Origin of the sequence: Muricoccus roseus, assembly GCF_900141905.1 — a bacterium.
Lineage (GTDB): Bacteria > Pseudomonadota > Alphaproteobacteria > Acetobacterales > Acetobacteraceae > Roseomonas > Roseomonas rosea.
This window is the reverse complement of the sequence record NZ_FQZF01000056.1, coordinates 1-15,393: the sequence shown is the minus strand read 5'-3', so window position 1 is coordinate 15,393 and position 15,393 is coordinate 1. Positions and strand designations below refer to the sequence as shown.

Annotated in this window: 15 protein-coding genes and 1 tRNA gene; 3 read left to right on the top strand and 13 right to left on the bottom strand. The window is 71.3% G+C overall.

The features are described 5' to 3' along the window. Nucleotides 1-360 precede the first annotated feature (360 nt). Nucleotides 361-1,488 (top strand): OmpA family protein, encoded by a 1,128-nt coding sequence (locus tag BUB97_RS24655; RefSeq protein WP_073140398.1) that lies wholly within the window; start codon nucleotides 361-363, stop codon nucleotides 1,486-1,488. Nucleotides 1,489-1,548: 60 nt separating this feature from the next. Here BUB97_RS24655 and BUB97_RS24650 read toward each other — a convergent pair whose 3' ends face one another. From BUB97_RS24650 to BUB97_RS24595, 12 genes are all read right to left on the bottom strand, one after another. Further along, on the bottom strand, nucleotides 1,549-2,544 hold the full coding sequence (locus tag BUB97_RS24650) for a YncE family protein (RefSeq protein ID WP_086062544.1): 996 nt from the start codon (nucleotides 2,542-2,544) through the stop codon (nucleotides 1,549-1,551). Between the two features lie 26 nt (nucleotides 2,545-2,570). After that, nucleotides 2,571-3,191, bottom strand: coding sequence for a serine O-acetyltransferase (gene cysE, locus BUB97_RS24645; RefSeq protein ID WP_245818452.1), 621 nt, complete (start codon nucleotides 3,189-3,191; stop codon nucleotides 2,571-2,573). An 11-nt stretch (nucleotides 3,192-3,202) separates the two neighbouring features. Then, entirely contained in the window at nucleotides 3,203-4,198 is a 996-nt protein-coding gene (locus BUB97_RS24640; RefSeq protein WP_073140392.1) for a cysteine synthase A, read from the bottom strand. A 7-nt stretch (nucleotides 4,199-4,205) separates the two neighbouring features. After that, a complete protein-coding gene (locus BUB97_RS24635) occupies nucleotides 4,206-4,844 on the bottom strand; it encodes a peroxiredoxin (protein ID WP_073140390.1) in 639 nt (212 codons plus the stop codon). Between the two features lie 156 nt (nucleotides 4,845-5,000). Continuing rightward, nucleotides 5,001-6,254 (bottom strand): D-amino acid dehydrogenase, encoded by a 1,254-nt coding sequence (locus BUB97_RS24630; RefSeq protein ID WP_073140387.1) that lies wholly within the window; start codon nucleotides 6,252-6,254, stop codon nucleotides 5,001-5,003. A 113-nt stretch (nucleotides 6,255-6,367) separates the two neighbouring features. Next, nucleotides 6,368-6,444 (bottom strand) — tRNA-Met (locus BUB97_RS24625). A 30-nt stretch (nucleotides 6,445-6,474) separates the two neighbouring features. Next, a complete protein-coding gene (mnmA, locus tag BUB97_RS24620) occupies nucleotides 6,475-7,581 on the bottom strand; it encodes a tRNA 2-thiouridine(34) synthase MnmA (protein ID WP_073140383.1) in 1,107 nt (368 codons plus the stop codon). A 31-nt stretch (nucleotides 7,582-7,612) separates the two neighbouring features. Then, nucleotides 7,613-8,296, bottom strand: a complete 684-nt coding sequence (gene tenA / locus BUB97_RS24615; protein WP_086062547.1) for a thiaminase II — start codon at nucleotides 8,294-8,296, stop codon at nucleotides 7,613-7,615. Between the two features lie 5 nt (nucleotides 8,297-8,301). Further along, nucleotides 8,302-8,628 carry a ferredoxin family 2Fe-2S iron-sulfur cluster binding protein gene (locus tag BUB97_RS24610; protein WP_073140377.1) on the bottom strand — a complete coding sequence of 109 codons (327 nt, stop codon included), beginning with the start codon at nucleotides 8,626-8,628 and terminating at the stop codon, nucleotides 8,302-8,304. A 47-nt stretch (nucleotides 8,629-8,675) separates the two neighbouring features. Beyond that, nucleotides 8,676-9,860: a cysteine desulfurase family protein gene (locus tag BUB97_RS24605; protein ID WP_073140403.1), complete on the bottom strand. Its 1,185-nt coding sequence runs from the start codon at nucleotides 9,858-9,860 to the stop codon at nucleotides 8,676-8,678. A gap of 68 nt (nucleotides 9,861-9,928) precedes the next feature. Further along, nucleotides 9,929-11,014, bottom strand: coding sequence for a cysteine desulfurase family protein (locus tag BUB97_RS24600; protein WP_086062546.1), 1,086 nt, complete (start codon nucleotides 11,012-11,014; stop codon nucleotides 9,929-9,931). 2 nt (nucleotides 11,015-11,016) lie between these two features. After that, on the bottom strand, nucleotides 11,017-11,478 hold the full coding sequence (locus BUB97_RS24595; protein WP_073140372.1) for an Rrf2 family transcriptional regulator: 462 nt from the start codon (nucleotides 11,476-11,478) through the stop codon (nucleotides 11,017-11,019). 452 nt (nucleotides 11,479-11,930) lie between these two features. On the opposite strand from BUB97_RS24595, the gene BUB97_RS24590 reads away from it, so the two are divergent. After that, nucleotides 11,931-12,599 carry an alpha/beta hydrolase gene (locus BUB97_RS24590; protein WP_073140401.1) on the top strand — a complete coding sequence of 223 codons (669 nt, stop codon included), beginning with the start codon at nucleotides 11,931-11,933 and terminating at the stop codon, nucleotides 12,597-12,599. 158 nt (nucleotides 12,600-12,757) lie between these two features. On the opposite strand, the gene BUB97_RS24585 is transcribed toward BUB97_RS24590, so the two are convergent. Continuing rightward, on the bottom strand, nucleotides 12,758-13,864 hold the full coding sequence (locus BUB97_RS24585; RefSeq protein ID WP_086062545.1) for an anhydro-N-acetylmuramic acid kinase: 1,107 nt from the start codon (nucleotides 13,862-13,864) through the stop codon (nucleotides 12,758-12,760). Nucleotides 13,865-13,919: 55 nt separating this feature from the next. On the opposite strand from BUB97_RS24585, the gene tyrS reads away from it, so the two are divergent. Next, the gene (tyrS, locus tag BUB97_RS24580; RefSeq protein ID WP_073140367.1) at nucleotides 13,920-15,143 is read left to right on the top strand and encodes a tyrosine--tRNA ligase; all 1,224 of its coding nucleotides are present in this window, start codon (nucleotides 13,920-13,922) and stop codon (nucleotides 15,141-15,143) included. Nucleotides 15,144-15,393: the final 250 nt, after the last annotated feature.

Below are 15,393 nucleotides of genomic sequence, written 5' to 3'. Positions count from 1 at the left end.
GCCGAGCTGTCGCGCCGTGGCATCGCCCGCAACCAGATGTCGATCCAGGCCTTCGGCGAGAGCCGTCCGCTGGTCCCGACCGCCGATGGCGTGCGCGAGCCGCAGAACCGCCGCGTCGAGATCGTCCTGCGCTAATCCCGCAGGACCTCTCGCGAGGGATTGGGAGGGGCGGAGCCGCAGGGCTCCGCCCCTTCTTCATGTCAGGCCCGGCCAGCCCGCCATGTCGCTTCCGGGCAACGGCACCTCTCAACCGCCGATGCGCCTGGCGAAACCCAACCCAAGTGATTGTTGAGACCCTCCACATGGCCGCAGGAGGGGGGCTGCTCCCCGGAGCGCTCCCCATCCGAAGGACTCCCGCCCATGTCGTTCCGCAAGGCCCTGCTGGCCGCAACCATGCTGGCTCTTCCCCTCGCCGCCCAGGCTCAGCCCGTGAGCGGCCTGTACATTGCGGCCGGCGCCGGCGCGAACTGGCTCCAGGACGCCCGGCTCGGCGCCACGGGCCCCCTCGCCGAGGAGCTGCGTCTCCGGGGCGTCAACCCGGGAGGCAAGGTCTCCTTCGATGTGGGCTGGGCCGCCGTCGCCAGCCTCGGCTGGGGCTTCGGCAACGGGCTGCGGGCCGAGATCGAGGGCAACTACCGGGAGAACGAGGTCGACAAGATCCGTGGCTTCCAGGGGGTGACGACGACGCGCGTGGAGGGCACCTCGCGCAGCTATGGCGTGATGGGCAACGTCCTCTATGACCTCGACCTCTCCCGCTTCGGCATGCCCAGCTATGTGCAGCCCTATATCGGCGGTGGCATCGGCTATATCTGGCGCGAGTTCGACGATGTCCGCTTCGACGTCATCGGCGCCACCGTCCGCAGCAGCGGCACGGATGGCCGCTTCGCCTATCAGGGCATCGCGGGCGTCGGCGTGCCGCTCACGCGCCTCGGCGTCACCGGCCTGACGCTGACGGCCGAATACCGCTTCCTCGGCACGCTCGAGCATAGCATCGACACGACGAGCAGCGGCGGCGGCTTCTCCGTCGGCCGTGGCGGCACCCGCTCCGAGAACTACAACCACTCGGTCATGCTGGGCCTGCGCTACGCCTTCAACCAGCCGCGTCCTGCTCCGGTCGCGGCCATCGCGCCCGCCGCCCCGGCCGCGGCTCCGGCGCCGGCCCGCACCTACCTCGTCTTCTTCGACTTCGACCGCGCCGACCTGACGGACCGCGCCCGCCAGATCATCGCGGACGCCGCCCAGGCCGTGACCTCGACCGGCACGACCCGCATCGAGGTGGCCGGCCATGCCGACCGCTCGGGCACCCCGCAGTACAACCAGCGCCTCTCCATGCGCCGGGCCGAGGCGGTGGCCGCCGAGCTGTCACGCCGTGGCATCGCCCGCAACCAGATGTCGATCCAGGCCTTCGGCGAGAGCCGTCCGCTGGTCGCCACTGCCGATGGCGTGCGCGAGCCGCAGAACCGCCGCGTCGAGATCGTCCTGCGCTAATTCCGCGGGACCTCTCGCGAGGAACTTGAAGGGGCGGAGCCGCAGGGCTCCGCCCCTTCTTCATGCGGGAAGGCCTGGCAGCAGCTTCGTCACATCCGCACCCGAGCCGGTCTTCATCCTGCCTTCGATGCGTGCGCGCTCCAGATCGACCACCATGACCTCATCCGAGGAAAGCGAGACGAAAGCGACAGGGCGCGACGGATGCAGGGATGCGGCGGCCGGCTTGGCGCCCAGCGCCAGATGCCAGAGCTCGCTCATATCGGAGCGCAGCAGGGACAGGCTTCCCCTCGCCAGATCCGTGACCAGCAGCCGCGCGTCCGGCATGGCATAGACGCGCAGCGGATCGCCTCCGAGCTCGCGCCTGTCCCGCAGGCGCATCGTCTCCGCATCCAGCGCGCTCAGCGTCCCGCTGCGGCGGCTGGCGACATAGAGGGTGCGCTCATCCGGCGAGAGGCAGCACCCCTCCGGCATCCGGCCCGTGGTCACCATCACCGGCGGAATGGCGGCATCCCGCGGGCGAACGAAGCTGACCGTGTTCGAGAGCAGCCCGGTGACGTAGGCCCGCTCGCCGTCGCGGGTCAGCGAGAAGAGATGCGTCTTGATCCCGCCCGCCGGCACGGCAAAGCTGGCCGCGGATTCCTCCAGCGGCCGGTCGATGCTGAGCAGCACGCCCCTGTCCTCGCTCAGCACGGAAAGCCGGTCCTGCGCGTCCATCGCCATGCCGTGCAGGCGGTTGAAGGGCGAGAGGTGGATGCCACGCAGGATCCTGCGCTCCGCGAGATCCACCACGATGACGGAATGCCCGCCCTCTCCCGGGCTGGCCGAGGTCTCCACCCCGTAATGGCCGACGAAGGCATGCCGCCCGGCCGCATCCACCACGAATTCATGCGGGAAGTCGGGCAGGTCCACTTGCCCCAGCCGCCGCCCGTCCGCGGCGTCGAGGAAGGCGAGGCGGTGCGCCGCCTTCTCCATGACCAGCAGGGTTCCGGCGCCACCCTGCGCGGCGGCCGGCAGGGAAACGGCAAGGCTGGACAGAAGCAGGGTCCTCCGGTGCATGCGACATCCTTCCACGGGGCGGAGCGTCAGGCCCGGAGCGAATTCCGCTCCTTCAGCGCCGCGACCTCAGCCCTCAAGGCGGCGATCTGCTCCGCCACCGGGTCCAACGCGCCCGGGGGGATTCCGTAACCGGTCGTCTGTTCCGCGCAGGGCCGCCCGGGCGGCCGGGCGGGGATGCCGACCACCGTGACCCCGTCCGGCACCGGGTCCACGCAAACGGCATTGGCGCCGATCCGCGCATCCCGCCCGATGCGGATGGGGCCCAGCACCTGGGCGCCGGCGCCGATGATGACGCCATCCTCCAGCGTCGGGTGGCGCTTGCCGGGGTTGGTCGTCAGCCCGCCGAGCGTCACGCCGTGATAGATGAGCACGTCATCGCCGATCTCGGCGGTCTCCCCGATCACCACGCCCATGCCGTGGTCGATGAAGAGCCGCCGCCCGATCCGCGCCCCGGGGTGGATCTCGATCCCGGTCAGGAAGCGGGAGAGGTGGGAGACGCAGCGCGCGGGCGCACGGAACCCCGCGCGCCAGAGGCGATGCGCCAGCCGGTGCCAGACCACCGCGTGCAGCCCGGCATAGCAGAGGATGGATTCCGCGAAGGTCGGCCGCGCCGGATCGCGCGCCTGGATGCTGCGCGCGATTTCCAACGCCTCGCGGATCATGCCAGCCAGGAAGGCACGGGCAACCCGCGCTCGCGCAGCCAGGGCGGGTTGAACAGCTTGGACTGATACCGCGCCCCGCCATCGCAGAGCACGGTCACGACCGTGTGGCCGGGCCCCAGATCCTTCGCCACGCGAATGGCCGCTGCCACGTTCAGCCCGGCCGAGCCGCCCACGCTCAGCCCCTCCTCCTTCAGCAGGGAGAAGCACTGCTCCAGCGCCTCGGCGTCCGAGATGCGCACCGCGTCGTCGATCGGGGCGCCCTCCAGCACGGCCGGGACCTTGCTGGCCTGCCCGATGCCCTCGGTGATCGAGTTGCCCTCGGCGGAGACCGTGCCCGTCTTCACCCAGGAATAGAGGCCGGAGCCATGCGGGTCAGCCAGCACCACCTTCACGCCCGGCTTCTTCGCCTTCAGCGCCCGCGCGGTGCCGTGCAGCGTGCCGCCCGTGCCGCAGGAGCAGGTGAAGGCGTCGACCTTCCCGCCCGTCTGCTCCCAGATCTCGACGCCGGTCGTCGTCTCATGCGCCAGGGCGTTGGCGCTGTTGCCGAACTGGTTGGCCCAGACGGCACCCATCTCCTCCGCCAGGCGGCGGGAGAAGTTCACGTAATGGCCGGGATCGGCCAGCGGCTTGGGGTCCACCAGCCGCAGGTCGGCGCCGATCATCCGCAGGAAGTCCAGCTTCTCCTGGCTCTGCGTCCTCGGCACGACGATGACGGACTTCCAGCCGCGCGCATTGGCAGCGAGCGCCAGGCCGATGCCGGTATTGCCCGCGGTCCCCTCCACCACCGTGCCCGGCTGGAAGGGGGTGAGGAGGCCGCGCTTCACGGCCTCCCCGAGAATCCCGATGGCCGCGCGGTCCTTCACACTGCCACCGGGGTTCATGAACTCGGCCTTGCCGAGGATCTCGCAGCCCGTCTCCTCGGAGGCGCGGCGGAGACGGATGAGAGGCGTCTTGCCGACCGCGTCCCAGAAGTCCGTGGCAACGAAGGTCATGGAAGGATCAGGTCCACTCCAGCGTATCGACCCAGCGCAGATACGGCTTCTCCGCGGTGAAGCCCTGCGGGAACTGCTTCTTCGCCTCCTCGTCCGACATGCTGGCGAGGACGATGGTGCGGTCGCCCGGCTTCCAGTTCACCGGCGTCGCCACCTTGTGCTTGTCGGTCGTCTGCAGGCTGTCGATCACCCGCAGCACCTCGTCGAAGTTGCGGCCGGCACTCGGCGGATAGATGAGCATCAGCCGGATCTTCTTGTTCGGGTCGATCACGAAGACCGTGCGCACCGTCACGCTCGCATCCGCCTCGGGATGGATCATCCCGTAGAGATTCGCGACCGTCTTGTCCGGGTCCGAGATCATCGGGAAGTTGACGGCGGTGCCCTGCGTCTCCTCGATATCCGCGTTCCAGCCCTCATGCCGGTCCAGCGTATCGACGGAGAGGCCGATGACCTTCACGCCGCGGCGGTCGAATTCCGGCTTCAGCTTGGCCGTGTAGCCCAGCTCCGTCGTGCAGACGGGCGTGTAGTCCTTCGGATGGCTGAAGATCACGCCCCAGGAATCGCCAAGCCATTCGTGGAAGCGGATCCGGCCCTGGGTGGTGTCGGCCTCGAAATCGGGGGCGATCTGCCCGAGTTGAAGTGTCACGCGACTTTCCTCCGTGATTCAGGCGATTGCACGATGCTAGCACGGGGTTCCCGGGCTTTCCACCCGCCCCCGGCGGGCATGCCGTCCCGCTGGCCCATGGCCGCATGTCGGCAGCACGGGGGCCGCTGAAAAGGGGCGCCGGGCGTCCCGCTCGCGTCAGCCATACCGTGCCATTCCGAGGTCGGAGACGTCGATCTCCGGCTCCCGGCCGGACACGATGTCCGCCAGGACCCGGCCGGAGCCGCAGGCCATGGTCCAGCCCAGCGTGCCATGGCCGGTGTTGGTGAAGAGGTTCGCCAGGGTGGTCTTGCCGATGATGGGCGTGCCATCCGGCGTCATCGGCCGCAGCCCTGTCCAGAAGCGCGCGGCGGCGATGTCGCCGCCATCGGGGAAGAGGTCGCGCACCGAGTGCTCGAGCGTCTCCCGCCGGGGCGCGCGCAGGCTGGTGCTGAAGCCCGCGATCTCGGCGGTGCCGCCGACGCGGATCCGGTCCCCCAGGCGCGTGATGGCGATCTTGTAGGTCTCGTCCATGACGGTGGAGACGGGCGCGGCCGGCTCCTCCGTCACCGGCAGGGTCAGAGAATAGCCCTTGATGGGATAGACCGGCAGATGCAGGCCCAGCGGGCGCAGCATGGCCGGGGTGTGGCTGCCCAGCGCGGCGACATAGGCATCGGCCGTGAAGTCGCCGTGGTCGGTCTCCACCGCCACCACCCGCCCGCCCTCGGCGCGGATGCCGGCGATCGAGGCGCCGAGATGGAATTCCACCCCCTTGCCTCGGGCGAGCTCCGCCAGGCGCTGGGTGAAGAGGAAGGCGTCCCCCGTCTCGTCCTGTGGGAGGCGCAGGCCGCCGAGGAAGCGGTCCTTCACCCGCGCCAGCGCGGGCTCAGCGGCGATGCAGCCCGTCGGGTCCAGCAGCTCCCAGGGCACGCCGTACTCGTCCAGCACGGCGGTGTCGTCGCCCACATGGTCGAGCTGCTTCTGCGTGCGGAAGAGCTGGAGGGTGCCGCGTGCCCGGTGGTCGAACTCGATCCCTGTTTCCTCGCGCAGCGCCGCCAGGGCCACGCGGCTGTACTCGGCCACCCGCACCATCCGCCCCTTGTTGCGGCGATAGGCGCGCTCCGTGCAGTTCGCCGCCATGCGGCTGAGCCAGGAAAGCATCTCCCAGTCCGGCCGCGGCCAGAAGACGAAGGGGCGGTGGTGCATCAGCAGCCACTTCACCGCCTTCACCGGCACGCCCGGCCCCGCCCAGGGGGAGGAATAGCCGTAGGAGAGCTGCCCCGCATTGGCGAAGCTCGTTTCCTTCCCCGCGCCGTCCTGGCGGTCCACCACCACCACCTCATGCCCCGCGCGGGCGAGGTACCAGGCGGTCGTCACGCCGATCACCCCGCTGCCGAGGACCAGGACCTTCATGCGCGACTCCCGCCGACCGTTATCGTGGGCAGGTTGCGAGTTTCCCGCCGGAAGGCAACCGGCGGCCGCGCATCGGGATGAGGAAGGATGAAGACCGGCAGGTGGCTGTCGATTGGTAGCGGGAACCGGACTTGAACCGGTGACCCCGGCATTATGAGTGCCGTGCTCTAACCAGCTGAGCTACCCCGCCAGAACAAGCCACCTGCCGGGAGGCCGCGAATTAGGCCGCCGGCGCGGCGGCGTCAACCACTGCCGGGCGCGCCGCGCGGATGAAACCGCCGCCCAGCACCCGGTCCCCGCCATAGAGCACGCAGCCCTGGCCCGGGGCGGAGATCACAGGTGCATCGGGCCGGACGAGCAGCCGCGCGGAGGCCGCGTCCCATTCGGCGGTGACGGGCTGCGGTACCTCTCGCGCGCGGAACTTCGCCTCGGCGCGGAACGGGGCGGTGGGCGGATCGACGAGCCAGTTCACCTCGCCCACCGGCACCTCGGCCACGGGGATGGAGGCTGCCGGTGCGACGATGATCCGCCGCCGGCCCGAATCCAGCGCGGCCACGCGCAGCCCGCCCTCGGCTCCGCCCGGCAGGCCCAGCCCCCTCGCCTGCCCCACGGTGTAGCGGGCCATGCCCTGGTGGCGGCCCAGCACCCGGCCGTCGGTATCCACGATGTCGCCGGCCTCGGCCGCCTCCGGCCGCAGCTTCGCGACGAGGTCGTGGTAGCGGCCGGTGGGGACGAAGCAGATGTCCTGGCTGTCCGGCTTTTCGGCCACCGCCAGGCCGAGCCGCACGGCTTCGCGCCGCACCGCCGCCTTGTCCGGCATGTCGCCCAGGGGGAAGCGGGTGAAGGCGAGCTGCTCCCGCGTGGTGGCGAACAGGAAATAGGACTGGTCGCGGGCCGGATCGGCGGCGCGGCGCAGCTCGGGGCCGCCCGGCCCCTCCACCCGGCGGGCGTAATGGCCGGTCGCCAGCGCCTCGCAGCCCAGGTCGCGGGCGAGGGCGACAAGGTCCTGGAACTTCACGGTCTGGTTGCAGCGGACGCAAGGGATCGGCGTCTCGCCGCGCGCATAGCTGTCGGCGAAGTCGCCGATCACGGCGTCGCGGAAGCGGCTCTCGCGGTCCAGCACGTAATGGGGGATGCCCAGCCGGTCCGCCACGTCCCGCGCGTCATGGATGTCCTGGCCGGCGCAGCATGCGCCCTTCTTCTGCACGGCCGCGCCATGGTCATAGAGCTGGAGCGTGGCGCCAATGACGTCGTGCCCCGCCTCCGCGAGCAGCCCCGCGACAACGCTGCTGTCCACGCCGCCGGACATGGCGACCATGATCCTCATGGCTTCGCCATTCGGTGGGCGACCATGATTCTCACGACGCGTTCAGCCCCATCTGCCAGAAATCGGCCTCGAGGCGCGACGCCTCGGCGAAGACGCGCGTGAGGGAGGCGATGCGGGCCGCGCCGCCATGGCTCTCCCCCAGCCGGTCCAGCCGCTCCGCCGCGCCGCGCGCCACGGCCTGGTAGTCCGGGCTGGCATACTGGACGATCCAGTTCTCATACGGGTTGCCGTCGCGCAGCCGTCCCGGATGCGCCTCGATCCGCATGGCCACCTCGCCATAGCCGATCGTGCAGGGCGCCAGCGCCACCTCCAGGTCCAGGATGTCGCCGCGAAAGCCCTGGTCCATCACCCAGCGCGTGTAGCCCACGGTCTCCGGCGCCTCGGGCTCGGCCAGCACCGCGGCCTCGTCCAGCCCCCATTCGCGGCAATAGACGAGGTGTAGCTTCGTCTCGTCCAGGATGGCCTGCACCACCCTGCCCTTCTCGCGCATGGCCTCCAGGCTCTCGGCCTTCACCACCGCCAGGGCCTGGGCGCGCGCGAACTGAACGAGGAACAGGTAGTCCTGCACGAGGTAGCGGCGGAAGGCCGCCAGCGGCAGCGTGCCCTCGGCCAGGCCCTGCACGAAGGGATGCCAGCAATAGGCATCCCATTCCCGTGCCGCGCCGGCACGCAGGGCGCGGAACAGCCCGCCCTCACGGCCCAGGGGCACGGTCATCGGCATCAGCCGGCGTTGCGGCTGCCGGCGGGCAGCTTCACCACCAGCCCGTCCAGCTTGTCGGTCATGATGAGCTGGCAGCCCAGCCGGCTCGTCTCCTGCAGGTCGAAGGCGAGGTCGAGCATGTCCTCCTCATCCTCGGTCGGGCTCTCGAGCTTGCCGAACCAGGAGGGGTCCACGATCACATGGCAGGTGGAGCAGGCGAGGCTCCCCTCGCAGGCGCCCTCGATGTCCACGCCATGCTTATGCGCGATTTCCAGCACGGACAGGCCGAGCGGCGCCTCCACCTCGCGGTGCGTGCCATCCCGCTCGACGAAGGTCATCTTCGGCATCAATCTCTCCTACCCCGCGCGCCCATCCCGCGATGGGGGCGCCCCTGCTACTCCGCGGCCGCGCGGCGATGAACGGTATCCCAGGCGCGTGCCAGCTCCGCCGCCGCCCGGTCCACTTCGGCGGGCGAGGTAAAGCGACCGATCCCGATCCGCAAGGTCGCGCGCGCCTCCGCCTCGGGCAAGCCCAGCGCCCGCAGCACATAGGAGGGCTCGATGCTGGCCGAGGAGCAGGCGCTGCCCGTCGAGACGCAGACGCCGGGGGCGGCCGCCATCACAGCCTGGGCATCCACCCCGCCGGGCAGGGTGAGGTTGAGATTGCCGGCCACGCGCCGCTCCGGATGCCCGTTCACCCGCAGCCCCGGGATCGCGGCCCCCAGCGCCGAAAGGAAGCGCTCGCGCTGCCCGGCCACGCGCCCCTCGTCCAGCGCCATCTCCAGCCGGGCGATCCGCGCCGCCTCCCCGAAGCCGACGACCAGGGGCGTGGCCAGGGTGCCGGAGCGCAGCCCCCGCTCCTGCCCGCCGCCGGAAAGCAGCGGAGCGAGCCGCACGCGCGGGCGGCGGCGCACATAGAGGGCCCCGATCCCCTTGGGCCCGTAGAGCTTGTGGGCCGAGAGCGAGAGCAGATCGATGCCCATGGCCGCGACATCCAGCGGGATGCGGCCGGCGGCCTGGGCCGCATCGGTGTGGAACAGCGCGCCCGCCTCGTGGGCGATCGCCGCCAGGGCGGCGATGTCCTGCACCACGCCGATCTCGTTGTTCACCGCCATGACGCTGACCAGCAGCGTGGGAACCTCGAGCGCGGCGCGCAGTGCCTCGGGGTCCAGCAGCCCGTCCGGTCCCACCGGCAGCAGCACCGGCTCGAAGCCCTCGGCCGCGAGGTCCCGCACGCTTTCGAGCACGCATTTGTGCTCCGTCACGAGGGTGACGACCCGCTTCCGCTCGGTGCCCTGGGATGCCGCGAATCGCGCGGCCCCCTTGATCGCCAGGTTGTTCGATTCCGTCGCGCCGGAGGTGAGCACCACCTCCCTCGCCTCCGCCCCGATCAGCGCGGCGACGTGCCGGCGGGCCTCCTCCACCGCCTCCTCGGCCTCCCGGCCCATGGCGTGCTCGATGCTCGCGGGATTGGCGAAGTTCGCCTCCCACCACGGGCGCATGGCGGCGAGCACCCTCGGGTCCACGGGGGTGGTGGCGTGGTTGTCGAGATAGGCGGGGCGGTTGGCGGCATCCCTCATCCGGCCAAGATGGGGGATCGCCCCGGCCAGGACGAGCCCGGCCAACGCAGCCCCGGCCCGCGCCGGGATCAGCCCTGGCGCAGCAGCCGCGCCCGCATCGCGGCATGGGCGTCGAGGAAGCGCGCCGCCGTATCCGCCGCCGCATTCCAGGGCAGGGAGACGCGGATGGACGCCCCGGCCAGCTCGCCCAGCCCCATCGCCTCCAGCACCGGGCTGCGCGCCACCTTGCCCGAGGAACAGGCCGAGCCGGCGGAGACCTGCACGCCCGCGAGGTCCAGCGCGATCACCTGCGTCTCGGCACTCACCCCGGGCAGCGCGACGCAGCTCGTATTCGGCAGGCGCGGCGCCCCGGCGCCCGCGACCGGCAGGCCGAGCCCGGCCTCGATCGCGTCCCGCAGCGCCGCCAGGCGCGCGGCCGCCTCCGGCTCCGCCGCCTTGGCGGCCGCGCCCAGCCCGGCGATGGCGGGCAGGGCCTCCGTGCCGCCGCGCCGGCCGCGCTCCTGCCCTCCCCCCGCCACCAGCGGCGCCAGATCCAGCCCGGGGCGCAGGATCAGCGCCCCCGCCCCCTTGGGCCCGCCCAGCTTGTGGCCGGAGATCGCCAGCGTCTCCGCCCCCAGCGCCAGGGCATCCAGCGGCATGCGGCCGGCCGCCTGCACGGCATCCAGATGCAGGAGGGCGCCATGGCGGCGGCAGATCGCGGCCGCCTCGGCGACCGGATGGATCACCCCGGTCTCGTTGTTCGCCACCATCAGGCAGACCAGCGCGGGCTCTCCCGACGCGGCGCCCAAGGACAGGGACGAGTCGAGCGCTTCCAGATCCAGCCTGCCGTCGCGCAGCACGGGCAGAAGCTCCGCCCCCTCCCCGGCACGCATGACGGCCGGGTGCTCCGTTGCCCCGAGCAGCACCCGCCGCCCCTGGCGCAGGGCGGCAATGGCCATGGCATTCGCCTCCGTGCCGCCGGAGGTGAAGACGACATTCCGCGCCTCGGCGCCGAATCGCGCCGCGACCCGCGCCCGGGCCTCCTCCAGCACCCGCCGCGCGGCCCGCCCGGCCGCGTGGACCGAGGAGGGGTTCCCCGGCAGGTCCATGGCCGCGACCGCCGCGGCCCGCGCCTCGGGCCGCAGCGGCTCGGTCGCGTTGGCGTCGAGATACAGCGTCACCCTTCCGCCCCCTCGCCCGGATCCGGCCCGCCGGGCACCGGCACCGTGCGCCCCAGGGTCCGCCCCTCCGCCACGTCCTGCAGGCTGATGGCCGAGAGAAAGAGCCGGACCTGCTCTGCCAGCGCGTGCCAGAGGTCCCGCTGGTCCGGCGGCATGGCCGCCGAGTCCCCGCCCTCCGGTCCGCCGGCGATGGTGTCCTCCACCGCCTCCACGACCTCGGCCACCGTGATGGTCGCGGCCGGGCGGGCCAGCCGGTAGCCGCCGCCCGGACCGCGGGCGGAACGCACCAGCCCCGCCCGCCTCAGTCGGCCGAAGAGCTGCTCCAGATAGGCGGCGGAAAGCCCCTGGGCCCCCGCGATTTCCGCGAGGGACACGGGGGCACCACCACCCCAGGCGCTTCGCCGCGCCATTTCCGTCAATGCGGTCACGGCATAGCGGCCGCGGGTGGAGAGCCGCATGCTAGGGCCGCCGCTCCACCCCTTGAGGGGAGCCCGGACCGGTACGGGCCGCAGCCATGCGTGCCAAAAGGTGATGCCCTGCCATGATTTGGTTATGAATTCCGCCGAGCGCTGCCTATATTGCGCTTGCCCCACCGACCGTAAGGCTGCGCGGGGCACATGGCACCCCCGAAGCCCGGTTCGGAACCGTCATGGCCGCTGTGAGGGCTTACCTTACGCGGGACGGAATACGATATGCCGCGCTTCCTGGCCGGGCTTCTACCCGGCGGAACGGCCCCCGCCCGCATGCCCCTTCGGGGCGTGGGTGGAGCCCGCTCCGCCGCGGCATGGGGCCGGTCTGCTGAAGCCCGGTCGGCTGAGGCGGGGTGCCAGCGGTGATGAAACAGGTGGGGCGGCTCCCTTCCGGGATCCGGCCCGCCCCAGAAAAACGCCCCACGGGGCGGAAGGTGATGATGCCCGAGGTGATGTTTGCCGGCCCTGACGGCCGGCTCGAGGGTCGCTACCACCACGCCAAGCAGCCCAATGCTCCCACCGCCCTGATCCTGCACCCGCATCCGCTCCATGGCGGGACCATGAACAACCGGGTGGTGCATGCGCTTTATGAGCGCTTTCGCGGCATGGGCTTTTCCACGCTCCGCTTCAACTTCCGCGGCGTGGGCAAGAGCCAGGGCCGCTATGACGGCGGCATCGGCGAGATCTCCGACGCCACGGCGGCGCTCGACTTCCTCCAGGCGGTGAATCCGGCCGCCTCCATGCTCTGGGTGGCGGGTTATTCCTTCGGCGCCTATGTCGGCATGCAGGTGCTGATGCGCCGGCCGGAGATGGGCGGCTTCGTCTCCATCTCGGCCCCGGCCAGCCATTACGACTTCGGCTTCCTCGCCCCCTGCCCCTGCTCGGGCCTCATCCTTCACGGCGAGGCCGACGAGCTGGTGCCGGAGCCCTCCGTGCGGAAGCTGGTGGACAAGCTGAACACCCAAAAGGGCATCAAGATCGACTACCGGACCATGCCCGGCGCCGGGCATGTCTACACGCCGGAGCAGACGGAGAAGGTGGCCGAGGCCACCCAGGACCATGTGATGACGGTGCTGAACCGCGCCCGAATGTCCATGGCGGCCGACTGACGAAGAATCGGTCCGTCCGGAACGGATGAAGAGGGGGCGGCACCCGGGCACGGGCGCCGCCCCTTCCCTTTTCGTGGCCGCCCTCGCCTGAGGGTGGCCGATCCTCCGGCCCGGCCGGAGGCGAGAAGCCCGTCGCTGGCTCAAGCGCCGGCACCCCGTCAGGCGAAGGCCGGCACCCGCTGGCCGCCGGTCATCGGCCGGGGGGCACCGGTGGTGCCGGGGAAGGTCAGGGGCAGGCCGCGGGCCACGCGAGCCGCGAGGACGCCGAAGGCCTGGGCCTCCAGCGCGTCCCCGTCCCAGCCCGCCACCTCCACCGGGCGCACGGGGGCTTCCAGCATGCTGGAGAGCGCCTTCATCAGTGCCGGATTCCGCCGCCCGCCGCCGGCCACCAGCCATTGTATGGGCGGGTCGGGAAAGTGCCGGGCCGCCGCGCCGACGCAGACCGCGCAGAAGGCCGCCAGGGTCGCCGCCCCATCGGCGGGGGAAAGCGCCCCGGCGCCGGAGTCGCGCAGCGCCTGGTCGAAATCCAGCCGGTCGAGGGATTTGGGCGGCGGGGCATCGAGATAGGGATGCGCCATCAGCCGCCCGAGTACGGCGCCGTCCGCCTGTCCGGCCAGGGCGAGCCGGCCGTCCCGGTCGTAATCCTGGCCCAGGGACCGCCGCGCCCAATCGTCCAGCGGACCATTGGCCGGGCCGGTGTCGAAGGCCATCAGCTCCCCATCCGGCCCGATCCAGGTGACGTTGCCGACCCCGCCCAGGTTCAGGATGGCCACCGGCTTGGGCAGGGCTTCGGCCAGCACCCGGTGGAACACCGGCACCAGCGGCGCCCCCTGCCCGCCAGCCGCCACATCGGCCGAGCGGAAGTCATGCACCACCTCCACCCCCGTGCGCCGCGCCAGCAAGGTGGGCTCGCCGATCTGCCAGGTATGCCCGCGCTCCCCGGGGCGCGTCGCCGGGCGGTGCAGGATGGTCTGGCCGTGGAAGCCGATGAAGTCGGCCGGCAAGCCCAGCTTCTCCACGGCCTCGGCATGGTGCTCGGTCAGGCGGTGGGCGCAGTCCAGCATGCCAGGGTCCTCCGCCAGGCGGCCCTCGGCATGCAGGCCGGGTGCGGCATCCAGAAGGGCCCGCAGGTCCCGGCGCAGGGCAGGCGGATAGGGGATGGTCAGGGAGGGGCCGAATCGGCCCACCCTTTCACCATCCGTTTCGACATAAGCGGCATCCACCCCGTCCAGGGAGGTCCCGCTCATCAGCCCAATGGTTCGCAGCATGGCGGCACTTGTGCTAGGGCCGGCGCGCTTTGCAAGCCCGAGTGACACCGCGATGAACGACTTCCTGCACATTGCCCGCGAGCGCGGCTATATCCACCAGGTGACGGACGAGGCCGCCCTCTCCGCCCGCATGGCGCAGGGCGTCCTTCCGGCCTATTGCGGCTTCGACTGCACGGCGGACAGCCTGCATGTCGGCCATCTCCTGCCCATCATGCTGCTGCGGCTGCTGCAGAAATGCGGCCACAAGCCCGTGGCGCTGCTGGGCGGCGGCACGACGAAGATCGGCGACCCCTCCTTCCGCGACACCCAGCGCCCGCTGCTGGACGACGCGCAGATCGAGGTGAACAAAGCCGGCATCCGCCGCAGCTTCGCCCCCTTCCTCAACTTCGGGGACGGACCTTCGGACGCCATCATGCTGGACAACGCGGAATGGCTGGACGGGCTCGCCTACATCCCCTTCCTGCGCGAGGTCGGGCGCCATTTCAGCGTCAACCGCATGCTGACGCTGGACAGCGTGCGCACCCGGCTGGAGCGCGAGCAGGCCTTCTCCTTCCTCGAATTCAATTACATGCTGCTCCAGTCCTACGACTTCCTGGAGCTGCGGCGCCGCCACGGCGTGGCGCTGCAGCTCGGCGGCAGCGACCAGTGGGGCAACATCATCATGGGCGTGGAGCTGAACCGCCGCGCCGATGCGGCGGAGGTGTTCGGCGCCACCACCGTGCTGCTGACCACCGCCTCCGGCGCGAAGATGGGCAAGACCGCCTCCGGCGCCGTCTGGCTCAACCCCGACCGCCTGTCCCCCTATGACTACTGGCAGTTCTGGCGGAACACCGAGGACGCGGATGTCGGCCGCTTTCTCCGCCTCTTCACCGAAATGCCGGTCGCCGAATGCAACCGCCTCGCGGCCCTCCAGGGCGCCGAGGTGAACGAGGCGAAGAAGATCCTGGCCACCGAGGCCACCGCCCTCCTCCACGGGCGCGAGGCCGCCGAAGCCTCCGCCGCCACCGCCCGCGCCACCTTCGAGCAAGGCCAGGCGGCCGAAACCCTGCCCAGCATCACCGCCACCCTGCCCGCCAGCCTGCTCGACCTCGCGGTCGCGGCAGGCCTCGCCGCCAGCAAGGGCGAGGCCCGCCGCCTCGTCGGCCAGTCCGGCCTGCGCCTGAACGACGAAGCGGTGACGGACATCGCGCGCGAGGTCACGGCCGCCGACTTGCGGGACGGCGCGGCGAAGCTCTCCGCCGGGCGGAAGCGCCATGTGCTCGTGCGGGTGGGGTGATCCTGGGCTGGCGGCCTGTCCCGGGGAGAGGAAGAAGGAATTCTTCCTCTCCCCGGACCCGTCGAAGGCAGTGCCTTCGACCCATCATCTTTTTCTAGAAGTTTGGAATCACTCGGCTGCCGGTGCGCCTGAGGTCTAGGACCTCAGGCGACTGCAAAGGCAGAACAGGCGCGGAGCGACACGAGACCCACTGATCCGGGGTATCCACGGCAGTCAGACGGGGTTCCAAGGGCCTCAGGCCCTTGGCGGG